This is a genomic window from Agarivorans sp. D1326 (assembly GCF_056958115.1).
In genome coordinates, this window is the sequence record NZ_JBTWEN010000009.1 from 24,636 (window position 1) to 40,845 (window position 16,210).

The window sequence follows — 16,210 nt, forward strand, 5'->3', positions numbered from 1 at the left end:
CCAAAAAAAAACCCGTATCGTGGTTGATACGGGCTTTCTTCGATGTAGTAAGTTGCTACAACCAGCCCGACCCGCATGTGGTGGTGCGGGTAATAGTTCCGGTGGTTGTGTAAGCAAAACGTACTAGCATCTTAATAAAAAACTAAATCCAATTTATGGCCATACCTTAACCAGCTGAGGTGGATAGTCAAGCTTTATTTATCTAAGCCAAATGCATAAAAGTGCGCTTTTAGCCTTATTTATGCTTTAAAGGAAGGTTTTTTAAAGAATAAGCTTGGCTCCGCATAAAAGATACTGAGCATAATAAACAGCTTAAAACAGCAGCTTTTAATCGAAAATTCAGAGCACTAGCGCCTTTTAACCTTAGCGCTTGAAAGCAACCTTTACTCGATGTGCGAAAACTAGACGAAACGACCGAGTAAGGTGCTAGATATGAAGGTGAATACCACAGCCGCAACTTCACAACAAAAATTTGAACAGGTGTTTAAATCCTGCCATAGTGGATAAAAAAACAACAATAAGAAATAGCCAATGACGCAATTAATGGAATACCAAGCCGCCCACGCCATGCTGCAGCGCTTCAATAGCTTTTATCAATGCTTCCTGGAAGTAACTAGAGGTGCTCAAAAACGCTTTGAAGAAGCCGACTGGATGTCGGTGCAACTTGCCTCACGAGAACGTATTCGCCTTTATGACCACCACGTAACTGAGGCACGAGCAGCGATTAAACAGCTCACCGGCCACCTGCAACGAAGCGATGCCTTTTGCGCAGCGGTAAAATCGCATTACTCAGAGTTGCTTAAACAGCATGATAATTTTGAAGTAGCCGAGTCGTTTTTCAATTCTGTTTATCAACGTTTGTTTCATCATCGCTATATAGAAGAAAGCCAACTGTTTATTCGCCCTAGCCGATGCAGCAAACTGTTTGATTACCAACTGCTTACCCATACTTATCAGAATACCTCGTTGGATACCTTATTAAAGCAGCTCTTCGAAGACTATCGCTTTAATATCGAATACGAAGATTTAGCTCGCGACATAGGGTTTATTAAGCAGCGCTTGACGGAACTTCCGCAGCTGGCTCAGCAACAGTTGCACAAAATAACTATGTTGCAACCGGTGTTTTACCGAAACAAAGCCGCTTACCTGATTGGCCAATACACCAGTGAAGCTCATAGTTTTCCCATAGTGTTTCCCCTACTTAACCAGCAAGGCAAAGTGGCCGTTGATAGCGTGCTAATTGATAGTGATGAAGTGAGTATTATTTTTGGCTTTGCGCGTTCTTATTTCATGGTGGACGCCCCAGCCCCGCGCCGGATAGTCAACTTTCTTAAGCAACTTTTGCCCAATAAAACTGACTACGAGCTATTTACCGCCATTGGCTGTCAAAAACATGGTAAAACCGAATTATATCGCCACTACCTCAATCACTTGCACAATTCCACTGATCAATTTGAGCTAGCACCCGGTATCAAAGGCATGGTGATGAGTGTATTTACCCTGCCCTCGTATGATGTTGTATTCAAAATTATTAAAGATGAATTTACCCCGCCCAAAGACGTAAGCCACGCCATCGTAAAAGAGAAATATCGACTAGTAAAACAGCACGATAGAGTGGGTAGAATGGCGGATACTCAAGAGTTTTCTAACGTTGAATTTCCGCTAGCGCGCTTCAGCCAGAGCTTACTAGATGAACTGCAAGCGGTTGCACCTTCGGTGCTGCATATCGAGGGAGACTCCATCACCATTAAACACTTATATACAGAACGGAAAATGATCCCGCTTAACATGTACCTGGATCAAGCTGACGAAGCGCAAACTCGGCAAGTTATTGATGAGTATGGCAATGCCATTAAACAGCTAGCTGCTGCCAATATTTTCCCCGGAGATATGCTGTTTAAGAATTTCGGGGTCACCCGTCATGGTCGTGTAGTATTTTACGACTATGATGAAATCTCCTATATGACGGAATGTAATTTTAGAGAGTTTCCAAAATCTCAATATCCTGAAGATCAATGGGCGGCACAACCCTGTTATTCGGTGGGACCTAACGACATCTTCCCTGAGGAGTTTGCCACCTTTTTATTGGGAAAACCCATCGTTAAACAGGTATTTAAAGAGTTACATGCAGAGCTTTTTCAAGCCAGTTTTTGGCAAGAGCTGCAGCAAAACATTAAAAACGGCCAGTTTGAAGACGTATATCCATACAGAAGACGCCGTCGATTTATTAACCGCTAGACGATTGTGCTAGAAAATTTGGCTTTAAAATCATTTATTGGGCTTTCTGCAAATTTTTGAAGATCCACAATGATCTTAAAGTGATGATCAACCATACTACTGTTACTAAGAAAAATAATAACAAGGAGACGGCAGTGGCTAAGTTACTATTCCAGCATTCGATCGCTGCTGTGCTTGTTATTGCCAGCGGTTCTTTAGCGGCCGCTGAAGTTGAAAATGAAATGAGCTTAAGCTACGGCGATGGCGAACACGTTCAGCTATCGTCACGTAGCCAGGTGAAAAATTGGTACATCACTGGTTACAACAACAGCCAATTTGTGAGTACCGGTGAATCCAATGATGTTGATTCGTGGTTTTTCAACGGTGGTTATCAACACAAGCTTCGCAACGAGCTATCTTTGTTCGTTGAAGCTGGGGTTAACAACCAATACGACGACATTGCCACACGTAAAGGCTTTAACCTTTCAACTGGGCTTAACTACCAACCCTTAAAAAGCTTGTCTATCCAAAGTAAACTCGTGCAAGTTCACCAACCCAAGTACGACAATACTGAGCATAGCTTAGAACTATCTAGTACCTACCACCTGCTGAAGAACATTGATGTGAAAGCAGTTTATCAAGTTGAGGCCCAACAAGATAAAGAGACGCAACAACAAGTGCAGTTTGGCTTAGGCTATCGCTTCTAAGCAAACCCTTCCGGCAACTGCAACGCTTGCTCACTCACTAAAATTCCATTTTCATCAGCATATAAGTACATACCCGGCTGAATAGTTTGGCCAGCAAAACTTACTGACACAGCTGTTTCCCCCAAGCCCTTACGCTCTGTTTTCATCGGGCAAGCTGCTAATGCCCTAACCCCCAATTCCATAGTGTTAATGGCAGCTACATCTCTAACAGCGCCAAAAATTACCACGCCTGCCCAGCCCTGTAAGTAAGCAGAATCTGCAATGAGATCTCCCATTAAGGCTCTTTGGGTACTTCCTCCGCCATCAACAACCAATACCCTGCCCTCACCAGGGCTGGCCAATAACTCTTTTACTCGGCTGTTATCTTGCCAACATTTAGCGGTTTCCACTTGGCCATGAAACAGCTTTTTAGCTCCATAAATCTGGAAAACGGGCTCGAGTAATTTAACTTGCGCTGGATATAGGTCGCACAGTTCCGGTAGTAGATCTTGCATAGTGATAGTCCTCTATCATCTTGTTGTAAGCCCAAGGGTTATTAAACCAACGGGGCGATATTTCTCCGAGGCTAGAATGGGCGCTCACTAAACGCTTAGTGTCGTAAAGGTAGCATTCGTTATCTAACCAATAAAAGGCCTTTTGTCTGAAAGCCTTTGCAATATGTTGAGCATCAATTAACGAGCAGTCAACAATTGCACTATATTCGTAATGATTTAGATCCCTTGAGCCTGCAAATACCCAAAAGTGACGAAACTGATGACGCTGCAAAAATGAAATAAAATGACAATCTAGCCAGTGATTAAATCGTCGAGTTCGCGTCACACCATCAGGATTACTCGCGGTGATAACAGCAAGTTCTTGATATTTAAAGTCGGTATTTGCCAGAAAAATGGTGTTTTGATACAAATTAAACATGTAGTTTATTTTCAGTATTGATTAGTAAAATTCGCTTTATTCGCAATTTTCGATTGATTTGAATCAAAAGCACCGCAGAAAACGTAAGCTTTTTTCAGACTCAAGTTGTTATATCACTGTTAAGCCCATAGAATATGTTTACTGCTTGTAACGAACAATGCATGTGGAAGGTCTCGTACGCTGATTTATCACGCGTTTTAGACAAACTATTTGTCTATTTTTTTGCCATTCAACGAGTTTTAACACAAACTCAACATGGATGAATAAGTAGCCATTGCCTCACCTTCTATATAGCGCTACCTGTTCACAAGCCAACTTTATTCTAAACAGCATTGGGGAAGACCATGACACCAAATATTCTAATTGTCGAGGACGAACTGGTCACTCGTAATACGCTAAAAAGCACTTTTGAAGCCGAAGGTTACAATGTGTTCGAAGCGATTGACGGCAATGAAATGAACAGCGTATTAGAAGCGCATTCTGTTCACTTAATTATCATGGACATTAACCTTCCTGGTAAGAATGGTCTGTTATTAGCGCGTGAGTTGCGCGACCGTGAGCAAATTGCATTAATGTTCCTAACCGGACGCGACAACGAAGTAGATAAGATCCTTGGCTTGGAAATTGGTGCCGATGACTACATCACCAAACCATTTAACCCACGTGAATTAACTATTCGAGCTCGCAACCTACTTAACCGTACCGTAAATGGTCAAGTAGCGAGTGAAGATAAAGGCACAGTTGAAGAATACCGCTTCAACGGTTGGACCTTAGACATTAATAGTCGCTCATTAGTTAGTCCAAACCAAGAGACTTACAAACTGCCACGTAGTGAGTTTCGCGCTATGTTGCACTTTGTTGAGAACCCGGGACAAATTCAAACCCGCGCAGACTTATTAAAGAAAATGACTGGCCGCGAACTTAAACCACACGATCGTACAGTTGATGTGACTATTCGCCGCATCAGAAAACACTTTGAGTCGATCCCGGAAACACCAGAAATTATCGCCACCATCCACGGTGAAGGTTATCGTTTCTGTGGTGAAATTGAATAAGCGATAAAATCGCATCAAAACCTCGCAGTTTGGCGAGGTTTTTTTATACTTGCTAGATGCTCAAATAATGAGCAAAACAGCGAGCTTTTACAAAATTGCACAATTAACAAGCCACATTTGTGAATTATAAATCGACATTATTTTGATCGACATTCGGATTTGTAGTTATTTTTCTACATATCCTTTTGTGATCAATCTTGTATAATGTGCGCAGATTTTTTACTAGCATCCTTAACGGAGAGTCACTTCAATGAAGAAAACCAAAATAGTTTGTACCATTGGTCCAAAAACTGAATCGGTAGAAATGCTAACTAAGTTAGTTGAGTCAGGCATGAACGTAATGCGCCTTAACTTCTCTCACGGCGACTTTGCTGAGCACGGCACTCGCATCAACAACCTACGTGAAGTTGTTAAGAACACTGGCAAATCTGCTGCTGTTTTATTGGATACCAAAGGTCCAGAAATCCGCACTATTAAACTAGCTGGCGGCGAAGACGTTAGCCTAGTTGCTGGTCAAGAGTTCACTTTCACTACAGACCAAACTGTAATCGGCGATGCAACTCGCGTAGCGGTAACTTACCCTGGTTTTGCTGCTGACTTGAAAGTAGGCAACATCATCCTAGTAGATGACGGCCTAATTGAAATGGAAGTTATCGCAGTATCTGATGACGAAGTTAAGTGTACTGTTCTTAACAACGGTGACTTAGGCGAAAACAAAGGTGTTAACCTTCCTGGCGTTATCGTTCAACTTCCTGCTCTTTCTGCTAAAGATAAAGGCGACTTAATCTTTGGTTGTGAGCAAGGTGTTGATTTCATCGCAGCATCATTCATTCGTAAGAAAGAAGACGTACTAGAAATTCGTCAACTTCTTAAAGAGAATGGCGGCGAGAAGATCCAAATCATCTCTAAAATCGAAAACCAAGAAGGTGTAGATAACTTCGACGAAATTCTAGAAGTTTCTGACGGTATCATGGTTGCTCGTGGTGACTTAGGTGTTGAAATCCCAGTTGAAGAAGTAATCTTCGCTCAGAAGATGATGATTGAGAAGTGTAACCGTGCACGTAAATTGGTTATCACTGCAACTCAAATGCTTGATTCAATGATCAAAAACCCACGTCCAACTCGTGCAGAAGCGGGCGACGTTGCTAACGCAATCCTAGACGGTACCGATGCAGTAATGCTTTCTGGTGAGTCAGCTAAAGGTAAATACCCTGTAGAAGCTGTATCTATCATGGCTACTATTTGTGGTCGTACTGACGCAGTAATGCCTTCTAACTTAGATCCAGCACGTGATAGCGGTAAACTACGCATCACTGAAGCGGTATGTAAAGGTGCTGTAGAAACTTCTGAGAAGCTAAGTGCTCCTCTTATTGTTGTTGCTACTGAAGGTGGTAAGTCTGCGAAATCTGTTCGTAAATACTTCCCACAAGCTAACATCTTAGCAATTACTACTAACACTAAAACTGCTGCTCAACTTTGCTTAACTAAAGGTGTTATTCCTCACGTTGTTGAAAGCATTGAAAGCACTGACTCTTTCTACGCGCTTGGTAAAGACTTAGCGATGGAATCAGGTCTTGCAAACAAAGGCGACATCGTAGTGATGGTATCTGGTGCCTTAGTACCTTCTGGTACTACTAACACTTCTTCTGTACACGTACTGTAATTTACGTTTATCGAAGCTAAAAAAGGCGCCTTAGGCGCCTTTTTTTATGCCCAAATTCTTAGCTCTGAGCGACCGGGTTGTAATCAGCCAAATGCGCCATATCATTTAATATCGAATCAATTTGCTCTAAGGCTAGAGCATCCATATTAATGGCCCTTGGGTAAATAGGTTGATGACGGTCATCTAACCAATGGCTTACCCAATAATTAGTCGAAAGCAAAAACTCACGGGCGTATTGCTCATTTACCGCCAAACACCCTCGCAAACACACATCTAAATAAGACTGTAAAATAGGGCTATTGCTCTGTGGATGCCAATACTCTTTAGCCACATAGGTATATATTTTAACCGCTGGCTTTGGCAGCGTATCTAAGAGATCAAGCTGTGAAACATCGAGTAATACTCTATCGTAATCTTCTTCGCGTTTATCCAGTTCAGGCAAGAAGCTTTCATCAAAAGGAATCAGCACCCCATTTACGCTGGCATTGTTATCGGGGGTAATGACAACAGCGGAACGATCATCAGCGCTTTTCAAACCACTCCAATAACGTTGGTAGCCATGTAACCGCGCTGCATACGCATGTTCACCAGGAAAGGTACACTGTCTGCAATCTGCATCAATTAAACTGCCATAACCAAAAATGTAAATCATCAATCACTCCTAGAAACCTGATGCGACAAAATATACTTGCAACTAAAACAAGCCCATCTGTGGGCTACTGCTCGACACATGATAATGAAACTGCTCCGCCTTATATGTACACGCTTGCCCGCCCAACCAGCGCAAGCCTTGCTCGAGTTCAAACAACAAAGGCATGCGATGATGATATTGCTGCAAAGCATTCGCTGCAGCTTGAGTAAGAACAACTAAGTGCTGTTTTCCCTCAGTAGCCTGCAAATACAAACCACCCAGCAATAATACATTTTGATGCTCCAAACTAAACTCAAAACGTTCTTGATTACGCCATTCATGCCATGCTTTTACTGGCAGTAAACAACGCTGGGTTTTCCAGGCGTTTTGAAACATAGCTTTATTAGCAGCACTTTCTACTCGAGCATTAATAACAAGCTGGGGATGTCGAGGGTGCTTTACTCCCCATATAAAAGGCTTACAACGCAGGGTTTCCTGCTCAATAATCAAAGCTGGCAACGATTCACTCGGGCGATACTGTTTGGTTTCGCCAAAATCTAGAAATAACGAATCCACACCTACGGCTTGTCGTATTTCATATTCACCGCCAATCATTACGCTACCGCACACGTTTTTGTTATCCCACCTTGATTATCTGCTGGCTGTTGCTAGCTAATAGTAAATACAAACAGTAACATAATCTGCAGTAAACGCTTTCAAACTAATCGTATTTAAGAGGTAACATGGATACAACCACCCGCACCATGAACGTTCGCAAACGTATAGCATTGGTAGCCCACGACCATAAAAAAACGGCGTTAATTAACTGGGCGAAGAATCATCGCGAAGATTTAATAAAGCATCAGTTATTTGGAACCGGCACCACCGGTACGCTGTTGTCACAGCAAGGGTTTGAAGTAGAGGCCTTATTAAGCGGTCCAATGGGTGGCGACCAACAATTAGGCGCAATGATTGCGGAAGGTAAAATAGACTTAATGATCTTCTTCTGGGATCCACTAGACGCGGTTCCGCATGACCCTGATGTGAAAGCGCTACTGCGTTTGGCGGCGGTATGGAATATACCTATGGCTACCAACCAAGCGACGGCTGAATTTATCTTAGCCAGCCGTCACTTTAATCAGGAGTTTTCGGTAGATGTCCCCGATTACGCGGGTTATCTAAAACAGCGAACTAGTTAAACTACGCTGCCGTTTGGCTTTCGGTATCACCAGCACGGATCCTAAATAGTTTCCCAGAGTGAGTACGATTTGCTTTGTAATCTGGTTGTAAAAAGCGAGGGCGAATTGATTTCAAATGTTCAATTTGCTCTTCGTTTAACTTACCAACCGGTAAGCCTAAAGCTTTGTAACTCAGTAATGGCCGCGCCGCTAAATTGATCATCATGTCCACATTGCTTCGTTGCTCGTGAACATGTTGCTCATTCATTGGCTTTAACACACCATTTTCCATTAAGTTTGCTACGGCAGGCTCTTTTAACGGCAGACTTAGTACGCTGCGACGAGTAATAATAAACTCGCGTAAAATAGCACGCTCAGAATGATCCAAACACGAGATCATCGAAGCGAGTCGTTGTAATTCTCGACGATGTTGAACGGCTCCCGTAATACTGGTCATAATCAACAACAACCCGCGGCTAAGAAAATAAGCCAAGCCCGTTACACAACTAATAGTTAACACCATACTCAGTTGCGCGTTTAAGCCTGCTTCAGGTAACCACTGTTTGGGAATAACCAGTAACATGCCACTGGCGGTAAGCACCCACGCCATAAAAATGTCTAATATGCCCCAGCGGGCGATTAAACGTCCTAAAAATTCCATTGTTTTGCACTCCTGACAAAAAGCTGACTCTTCGCAGGTAGTGATAGCAAGGGCTGTGCCAGATAATAAGAAGGCCGCATAAAGCGGCCTCAATTAAACAAGTAAGTAAGCTAACTAGGCTTCTTGATGCTCTGGAACTAAGTCCATTGCGGCTTGCATCACTTCAATGCCAGCACCTTTCTTATGGGCATTCTCGCTTAAATGCCTACGCCAAGCACGCGCTCCCACACAACCTTGGAACAGCCCCAGCATGTGGCGGCTAATATGTTGTAAACGACCGCCTTGTGCCAAATGGTTTTCAATATATGGCAGCATTAACTCAGCCACTTGATGGCGGCTTAATGCTGGCTGCGGATCGTCAAAGATCTGTTGATCCACATCCGCTAATAAGTAAGGGTTTTGATAAACCTCGCGACCTAGCATAACGCCATCGAGATGCTTTAGGTGCTCTTGCACTTGTTCCAAGCTAGCAATTCCGCCGTTTACGCTTATAGTTAACTGCGGGTAATCAGCTTTTACTTGGTAAGCTCTTGAGTAATCTAACGGAGGAATATCTCGATTCTGCTTTGGACTAAGACCAGACAACCAAGCTTTACGCGCATGAATAATAAAGGTTTCGCAGCCAGCTTCAGCCACCGGCTCGATAAAGTCTTTTAGAAACTGATAACTATCTTGCTCATCGATACCAATCCGTGTTTTTACCGTCACTGGAATCTTAACTTGTTGCTGCATTTTACTAACACATTCAGCCACCAGCTCTGGCTCAGCCATTAAACAAGCGCCAAAACGACCATTTTGCACACGGTCTGATGGGCAACCAACATTTAGGTTTACTTCGTCATAACCCAAATCTTCAGCGCGTTTTGCACATTCGGCTAATTCCTGCGGATTAGAGCCGCCCAGTTGTAAAGCCAGCGGGTGCTCTTGCTCAGAGAAGCCTAAGTAATCCCCTTTGCCATGTAAGATCGCACCTGTCGTGACCATTTCAGTGTAGAGCAGAATATTTTTGCTCATCAAACGGTGGAAGTAACGACAGTGACGGTCAGTCCAATCGAGCATCGGCGCAACAGAAAAGCGATGAGGTTGGTAGGGTGAAACTTGGGTCATGGGCTCAACATAATAATAAAAAGCTAAAAGATCAAAGCACTATATTCATAGCAAAGCTTGTTTAAGCTAGCCGCTATCAAGTGCATCTAAATACCTGAGTTAACTTAACTCAGCCAGCAATTATACTACGGCTGAGTAGGTATTGCCCAATCTTGTCAGAGAATACTTTGCCTAAACTAAGCTTTACTTATTCGAGTGAAAATTGAAATTCGCCAGCTTTAACCCACTCGGCTAACCAGCTTGAACGGCCTACTAGTTTGCCTTCATAACGCTGCTCTCCATTAACCGAGTATACGCCACGTTTTGGCACGATACTAAAAGCCAGCTGCCAATTAGAATAGCCATTGATAGAGCTATCTTTTTGAGGCTCGGGGAGCCTTGCAAACTCACCAACAAACTCATGCATCTCTACTCCACTTCTATCAATAAACGAACCGCTTAAATCAGGCTGAATAATCAGTGAAATAATCCAGTTATCAGCCGCCAACTGCTCAGCATTTGGGTAAACAAACACCCGACCATGTGCTTGTTTTCGCAGCTCAAGTTCGCCATCAAATACTGTTATCCAGCCATTATGGTAAACGGTTTTATCATTTACCACTGAGCCCATATTCCATTCATCGCCGTCGCGAAATGGCTCGGTATAACGAATGGTTCGCAAATAATCAGGGCCTTCAAAATTGAGCACAAACATTTCATCATGGTTTATCTCTGCAGCAGCATACACAGCACCTCCAAAAAGAGAGAAAAGCAAAGCTGCAGCGATTAATTTCTTCATTTCACTTCCTTGTATTTAACCATGCAATAGGCAAGGTCTGTTGAGAGTGCTAGTTCAAACTCTACGCCGGCATCATCGATAAACTTATCTTAAGTCACTTGCTCAACTAGCTTTAACTGGTAGTCTGGCATTTGTAATAACTAGCACAACTGTATAAAACCTGATTAAGGTGATGAAACTTTCAAGGATGGAAGAATGGAAGCCAAAACCTCGGTGGTGATCCCATATTTTAATAATCAGCAGTTTATTTCTAAAGCTGTGAGCTCCGTAAACGAACAATCTCAACCAGCGCTAGAACTAATCATTGTGAATGATGGTTCAAGCAAGGAAGCCCGACAATACCTAGAGCAATTTAGCTCGGTGGCGACTATTGTTGATCACCCCAGTAATCTCGGAATAGCTGAAGCACGAAACAATGGAGTTAAGGCTGCGAAAGGTGAGTTCATTGCATTTCTAGATGCCGATGATTATTGGGATAAACACAAACTTGCACTTCAACAGCAAATTATGGAGAGCGAGCCGGAACTCTCTGGTTGTCACTGCGCCACCAATATCTTTTCTGAAGAAGGTGAAGCCAGCGAAACCTGCGACGCTAAACCACTTTATCTTAGTATGAGTGATAGCCTGGTAGACTCGCATATTGTTCCTTCGAGTTGGCTAGTTAAACGAAAAGACTTTATCGAGGCTAAGGGCTTCGATTCTCAGGTTATCGCAGAAGACTATGATTTGTTTCTCACACTGCTTGCCAAAGGTCATCGATATAAGTTTATTGCGAAACCACTGGTGTGGTTTCGCAGAGCAAATCAAGGGAACGAGTCTGGTCGTTGGCAATACATTTTTTACGGACGCTTAAAGGTGTTTAAAAAACACTGGCGAGATTTATATAAAGAAGGGGGGACTTGGGCACTGTGTAATAACTTACAGCGAACCTTTGAACTAGCAGCTTGGAGAACCAGCGGCATTCGTTATTATCTTTTAAGGCTTTTCGCAACGATAGTTCCTAACAATTATAAATGAGCCGAAAGCTAAAAGGATATAAATGAGAATATCAACTGAGTCTCAACGATTCAGTGAAACACTTCTTAAAAATATGACTAATAGTTGCAGCTCATCGGATCTCGTGCGATTCTTATAATAATTCTCAATAGTTTTTGTGGCTTTGGTCTTCAGCCTGTTTAAGCGCTTGATTTAAATTTGACCAAAATCACCCACAGTAGGAAGTTATCGGTCACTATGGACGTAAATTTTGTTAACCCTTTTCTAAAGTCTCTTTTAAACGTGCTCGAAACCATGGCTCAACTAGAGCTAAAGCCAGGTAAGCCAGGGCTTAAAAAAGATGAAATTGCACGCGGTGATGTTTCTGGACTGATTGGTATGGTTGGCCCACAAACTAAAGGCTCTTTATCAATCAGTTTTGATAAAGGCTTGGCTATTGAAATTATGCGCCGCATGTTAGGTGAAGCGCCAGAATCTATTAATGAAGAAGTCACCGACATGGTTGGCGAAATTACTAACATGGTGACTGGTGGTGCGAAACGCTTGCTGGCTGAAGATGGCTACGATTTTGATATGGCGACCCCGGTAGTGGTTTCAGGTCCGTCTCATACCATTACTCATAAAACTGAAGGGCCTAAAGTATTGATACCTTTCACTTCTATTCATGGTCACGCCACCATCGAGATTTGTTTCGAAAATATTTAGCCTTAAGTAACAAATACAAAAAAGCCCGCAGTTGCGGGCTTTTTACTTTCTAGCTAACTAACGGCTTATTATAGGCCTTCAGCGTTAGCAGATAAGTACTTAGCAACACCTTCAGGGCTTGCGTCCATACCTTCTTTACCTTCTTCCCATTGTGCAGGACATACTTCGCCGTGCTTCTCGTGGAAGTTTAATGCGTCAACCATACGTAGCATTTCGTCAATGTTACGACCTAAAGGTAGATCATTAACTACTTGGTGACGAACAACACCGTTAGTGTCGATTAGGAAAGAACCACGGAAAGCAACACCAGCTTCTGGATGCTCTACATCGTAAGCCTGACAGATTTCGTGTTTAACGTCTGCTACTAGTGGGTATTTAACTTGACCAATACCACCATCTTCAATAGCAGTGTTACGCCATGCGTTGTGAGAGAACTGAGAATCGATAGATACACCGATTACTTCAACGCCTTTATCTTGGAAATCTTGGAAACGGTGATCAAAAGCGATCAACTCAGAAGGACAAACAAAAGTAAAATCTAGTGGGTAGAAGAATACTACCGCAGCTTTACCTTTGATGTGCTCACTTAGCGTAAAGGCATCAACAATTTCACCGTTACCTAGAACAGCAGCGGCAGTAAAGTCTGGAGCAGGACGACCAACTAATACACTCATTTCGTATTCCTTGTTAAATAGGTTATCAATTTCGCTATAAATAATGCGCCAAAATTGTCGACTTGACGAATTGATCTAATCAATTAATTCGATAGGCTGTAACTATCAAAATATAGATTAATAATTCAGCACCCAATTAATAGCCTAATTTGATGAACTTGTAAATACTAAGGTCTGTTGATCTTTGGTGTTGAAATTTTGTTCGAGATAAGCGGGCTTTAATCGCGGCGAGCACTTAGAAGCCTAGTGGGCTAAGCAAGAAGTGCTTAACAAAGAGTAAAGTTCGCTTATCCGAACCCTTCGGGCAGCATTTATTAGCCATTTATTCAGCGTTAGCGAGTGATTATNTTGTGTAAGTTATACGAACTCTTGATGTCAACTTAGTGACCAGCTCATAAGCGATAGTGCCAACCGCCTTTGCAATCGTCTCAACGGGTAACTCTGGCCCCCAAAGTATTACTTTGTCGCCTACTTTATCCTTACAATCTGGGCCAAGGTCAACACACAACATATCCATAGAGACCCGCCCAACAATAGGCACTAAGCGACCGTTAAGCCACACCGGCGTACCATTAGGGGCGCTACGCGGATAACCATCTCCGTAGCCCATAGCAACTACGCCTAAACGCGTATCTTGTTCTGCTTGCCAAGTAGCTCCATAGCCTACCGACTCACCTTTTGGGTGCTCACGCACCGCGATAAGATTAGTTTGCAAGGTCATGGCTGGAATCAAACCAAAATCCGCACCGTTATTATCCACTTGAGGAGAAATACCGTACATGGAAATCCCTGGACGGTTCCACTGCGCATGAGCCTCTGGCCAAAGAAGAATTCCAGCCGAATTAGCTAACGAGCATTCCACACCAAGCTCTTTGGTTAATTCGCTAAACAATGTAATTTGCTGGGGTGTTAAGGGGTGTTCTAGCTCATCAGCACAAGCAAAATGACTTATCAGCTTGAAAGGTGCCTGAATATTTTGGCAAGTGCTAATTCGTGGTAATAAATGCTTAAATTGCTCGGGCAACAAACCCAAACGATGCATCCCAGTATCGAGCTTAATCCACGTCTCCAAGGGCTGCTTTAATGATAACTGTTCTACCAGCTCTAGTTGCTGCTCGCTATGAATGACCGTAGCTACTTGATGTTGCGCTAACTCTTTTGCTTCTGCGCCATCAAAAAAACCTTCTAGCACTAGGATATGCGATTTAATCCCCGCTTTACGCAACGCGATCGCTTCTTTACAACGAGCAACGGCAAAACCATCTGCTAATTCCGCCAAGGCCTCTGCCACTTGCAACATGCCGTGGCCATAAGCATTAGCTTTAATAACAACTAAAATTTTGCTACTAGGTGCACGTTGCTTTAATACTACGTAATTATGTTTTAAAGCAGATAGCGAAACTTGCGCGTTAGCGATTTCCATTAGTACCTATTCGTCGTCGTAAAATTCGCCAGCCCAGTTATCAAAACGCGAGAACTGACCTTGGAAGGTAAGTGGGACACGACCAATCGGGCCGTTACGCTGCTTACCAATAATGATTTCGGCAAGGCCTTTGTTATCCGTTCCTTCGTTATAAACTTCATCACGATAGATAAACATAATTAAGTCGGCATCCTGCTCAATAGAGCCCGATTCACGTAGGTCGGAGTTTACTGGACGTTTATCGGCGCGCTGCTCCAAACTACGGTTAAGCTGAGAAAGCGCCACAACCGGTACGTTTAACTCTTTCGCCAGCGATTTAAGCGAGCGGGAAATTTCGGCAATTTCTAAGGTCCGGTTTTCACTCAAACCCGGTACTTGCATCAGCTGCAAGTAATCAATCATGATCATGCTAAGCCCGCCTTCTTCTCGCGCAACACGACGGGCGCGCGAGCGAACTTCGGTGGGGGTTAAGCCAGAAGAATCATCCACATACATCTTCGATTTCTCGGCCATTAAACCCATAGTGGAAGATAAGCGAGCCCAATCGTCATCATCTAAGGCGCCGGTTCTGATCTTAGTTTGATCAATTCGACCCAGAGAGGCCAACATACGCATCATGATTTGCTCAGAGGGCATCTCCAAACTAAAAATCAGAGCGGGTTTATCTTGAGTCATTGCTGCGTATTCACATAAGTTCATCGCAAAGGTGGTTTTACCCATCGATGGACGGGCAGCAACAATAATAAGATCGGAACCTTGTAAGCCTGCGGTTTTTTTGTCTAAGTCAGCAAAACCGGTAGATACACCGGTTACCCCGTCGTTAGGCGCTTTGTACAACTCTTCAATTTTATCAATGGTTTCGGCCAGCAAACCTTTTACTTCTTTAGGGCCTTCGTTGGCATTGGCGCGAGACTCAGCAATTTTAAATACTTTGCTCTCGGCAAAGTCCAACAAATCACTACTCTTTCGACCAGCCGGCTCATAGCAGCTATCGGCAATTTCATTAGCCACTGAAATTAGCTCTCGAGTTACCGCTCGCTCGCGAACAATTTCAGCATAGGCGCGAATATTAGCAGCACTTGGAGTATTTTTAGCGATCTCACCGAGGTAAGCAAAGCCACCAATATCGTCTAACTGTTCTTGGCGCTCTAGCTCTTCCGATACTGTCACCAAGTCGATAGGCTGACCGCTTTCCGCCAAACGGTGCATGGCCGAAAATGTATATTGATGGGCACGTTGATAGAAATCTTGCTCAACTACCAGCTCCGACACATTGTCCCAAGCGTTATTGTCGAGCATTAGACCACCTAATACTGCCTGTTCAGCTTCTAACGAGTGTGGAGGCACTTTAAGCTGATCAATTTGCGAATCTTTAGGCTTTCTATCTTTATCTTTAAACTTACGAGAGGGCGCGCTGGCTGCCATAATCTTTCATTGCGGTTGTTTGTTACTGGCGCCTATTATGCGGGAATTATGCAGCCACACCAAGTAACATTTCTCCCA

The 16,210-nt window shown here is 43.3% G+C and carries 17 protein-coding genes; 7 read left to right on the forward strand and 10 right to left on the reverse strand.

Annotation, left to right across the window (positions count from 1 at the left end; all coding sequences use genetic code 11):
• The first annotated feature begins 531 nt into the window (after positions 1-531).
• Together aceK and ACYFDN_RS16625 are read left to right on the forward strand one after the other, a co-directional pair.
• Entirely contained in the window at positions 532-2,238 is a 1,707-nt protein-coding gene (gene aceK, locus ACYFDN_RS16620) for a bifunctional isocitrate dehydrogenase kinase/phosphatase (protein ID WP_483511997.1), read from the forward strand.
• Positions 2,239-2,372: 134 nt separating this feature from the next.
• Positions 2,373-2,924 (forward strand): hypothetical protein, encoded by a 552-nt coding sequence (locus ACYFDN_RS16625; RefSeq protein WP_016400847.1) that lies wholly within the window; start codon positions 2,373-2,375, stop codon positions 2,922-2,924.
• Here the strand turns inward: ACYFDN_RS16625 and ACYFDN_RS16630 are convergent.
• Together ACYFDN_RS16630 and ACYFDN_RS16635 are read right to left on the reverse strand one after the other, a co-directional pair.
• Complete coding sequence (locus tag ACYFDN_RS16630; RefSeq protein WP_483511999.1) at positions 2,921-3,418, reverse strand: putative 4-hydroxy-4-methyl-2-oxoglutarate aldolase; 498 nt, start codon at positions 3,416-3,418, stop codon at positions 2,921-2,923. The genes ACYFDN_RS16625 and ACYFDN_RS16630 overlap by 4 nt on opposite strands.
• On the reverse strand, positions 3,369-3,836 hold the full coding sequence (locus ACYFDN_RS16635) for a DUF3293 domain-containing protein (RefSeq protein WP_483512000.1): 468 nt from the start codon (positions 3,834-3,836) through the stop codon (positions 3,369-3,371). Before ACYFDN_RS16635 ends, ACYFDN_RS16630 begins: the two co-directional genes overlap by 50 nt.
• A gap of 344 nt (positions 3,837-4,180) precedes the next feature.
• Between ACYFDN_RS16635 and arcA the strand changes: the two genes are divergently transcribed.
• The gene (gene arcA / locus ACYFDN_RS16640) at positions 4,181-4,891 is read left to right on the forward strand and encodes a two-component system response regulator ArcA (RefSeq protein ID WP_016400844.1); all 711 of its coding nucleotides are present in this window, start codon (positions 4,181-4,183) and stop codon (positions 4,889-4,891) included.
• Positions 4,892-5,141: 250 nt separating this feature from the next.
• The gene (gene pykF / locus ACYFDN_RS16645; protein ID WP_016400843.1) at positions 5,142-6,554 is read left to right on the forward strand and encodes a pyruvate kinase PykF; all 1,413 of its coding nucleotides are present in this window, start codon (positions 5,142-5,144) and stop codon (positions 6,552-6,554) included.
• A 58-nt stretch (positions 6,555-6,612) separates the two neighbouring features.
• Here the strand turns inward: pykF and ACYFDN_RS16650 are convergent, their stop codons facing one another.
• A complete protein-coding gene (locus ACYFDN_RS16650) occupies positions 6,613-7,206 on the reverse strand; it encodes a gamma-glutamylcyclotransferase family protein (RefSeq protein ID WP_406609530.1) in 594 nt (197 codons plus the stop codon).
• A 42-nt stretch (positions 7,207-7,248) separates the two neighbouring features.
• Positions 7,249-7,815 carry an SOS response-associated peptidase family protein gene (locus ACYFDN_RS16655; protein WP_483512002.1) on the reverse strand — a complete coding sequence of 189 codons (567 nt, stop codon included), beginning with the start codon at positions 7,813-7,815 and terminating at the stop codon, positions 7,249-7,251.
• A 113-nt stretch (positions 7,816-7,928) separates the two neighbouring features.
• Between ACYFDN_RS16655 and ACYFDN_RS16660 the strand changes: the two genes are divergently transcribed.
• The gene (locus ACYFDN_RS16660; protein WP_016400840.1) at positions 7,929-8,384 is read left to right on the forward strand and encodes a methylglyoxal synthase; all 456 of its coding nucleotides are present in this window, start codon (positions 7,929-7,931) and stop codon (positions 8,382-8,384) included.
• A gap of 1 nt (position 8,385) precedes the next feature.
• Here the strand turns inward: ACYFDN_RS16660 and ACYFDN_RS16665 are convergent, their stop codons facing one another.
• The 3 genes from ACYFDN_RS16665 to ACYFDN_RS16675 all read right to left on the reverse strand — a co-directional run bounded on the left by ACYFDN_RS16665 (position 8,386) and on the right by ACYFDN_RS16675 (position 10,909).
• The gene (locus ACYFDN_RS16665; protein ID WP_152780476.1) at positions 8,386-9,024 is read right to left on the reverse strand and encodes a super-infection exclusion protein B; all 639 of its coding nucleotides are present in this window, start codon (positions 9,022-9,024) and stop codon (positions 8,386-8,388) included.
• A gap of 114 nt (positions 9,025-9,138) precedes the next feature.
• Complete coding sequence (dusA, locus tag ACYFDN_RS16670; RefSeq protein ID WP_483512004.1) at positions 9,139-10,131, reverse strand: tRNA dihydrouridine(20/20a) synthase DusA; 993 nt, start codon at positions 10,129-10,131, stop codon at positions 9,139-9,141.
• Between the two features lie 187 nt (positions 10,132-10,318).
• Complete coding sequence (locus ACYFDN_RS16675; protein WP_483512005.1) at positions 10,319-10,909, reverse strand: hypothetical protein; 591 nt, start codon at positions 10,907-10,909, stop codon at positions 10,319-10,321.
• A 195-nt stretch (positions 10,910-11,104) separates the two neighbouring features.
• Here ACYFDN_RS16675 and ACYFDN_RS16680 point away from each other — a divergent pair, with 195 nt between their 5' ends.
• Entirely contained in the window at positions 11,105-11,926 is an 822-nt protein-coding gene (locus ACYFDN_RS16680; RefSeq protein ID WP_483512006.1) for a glycosyltransferase family 2 protein, read from the forward strand.
• 216 nt (positions 11,927-12,142) lie between these two features.
• Positions 12,143-12,610: a chemotaxis protein CheX gene (locus ACYFDN_RS16685; RefSeq protein ID WP_016400835.1), complete on the forward strand. Its 468-nt coding sequence runs from the start codon at positions 12,143-12,145 to the stop codon at positions 12,608-12,610.
• 68 nt (positions 12,611-12,678) lie between these two features.
• On the opposite strand, the gene ACYFDN_RS16690 is transcribed toward ACYFDN_RS16685, so the two are convergent.
• From ACYFDN_RS16690 to dnaB, 3 genes are all read right to left on the reverse strand, one after another.
• Positions 12,679-13,284: a peroxiredoxin C gene (locus ACYFDN_RS16690; RefSeq protein ID WP_016400834.1), complete on the reverse strand. Its 606-nt coding sequence runs from the start codon at positions 13,282-13,284 to the stop codon at positions 12,679-12,681.
• 343 nt (positions 13,285-13,627) lie between these two features.
• Positions 13,628-14,707 carry an alanine racemase gene (gene alr, locus ACYFDN_RS16695; RefSeq protein ID WP_483512008.1) on the reverse strand — a complete coding sequence of 360 codons (1,080 nt, stop codon included), beginning with the start codon at positions 14,705-14,707 and terminating at the stop codon, positions 13,628-13,630.
• A 6-nt stretch (positions 14,708-14,713) separates the two neighbouring features.
• A complete protein-coding gene (gene dnaB, locus ACYFDN_RS16700) occupies positions 14,714-16,132 on the reverse strand; it encodes a replicative DNA helicase (RefSeq protein WP_016400832.1) in 1,419 nt (472 codons plus the stop codon).
• Positions 16,133-16,210 lie beyond the last annotated feature (78 nt).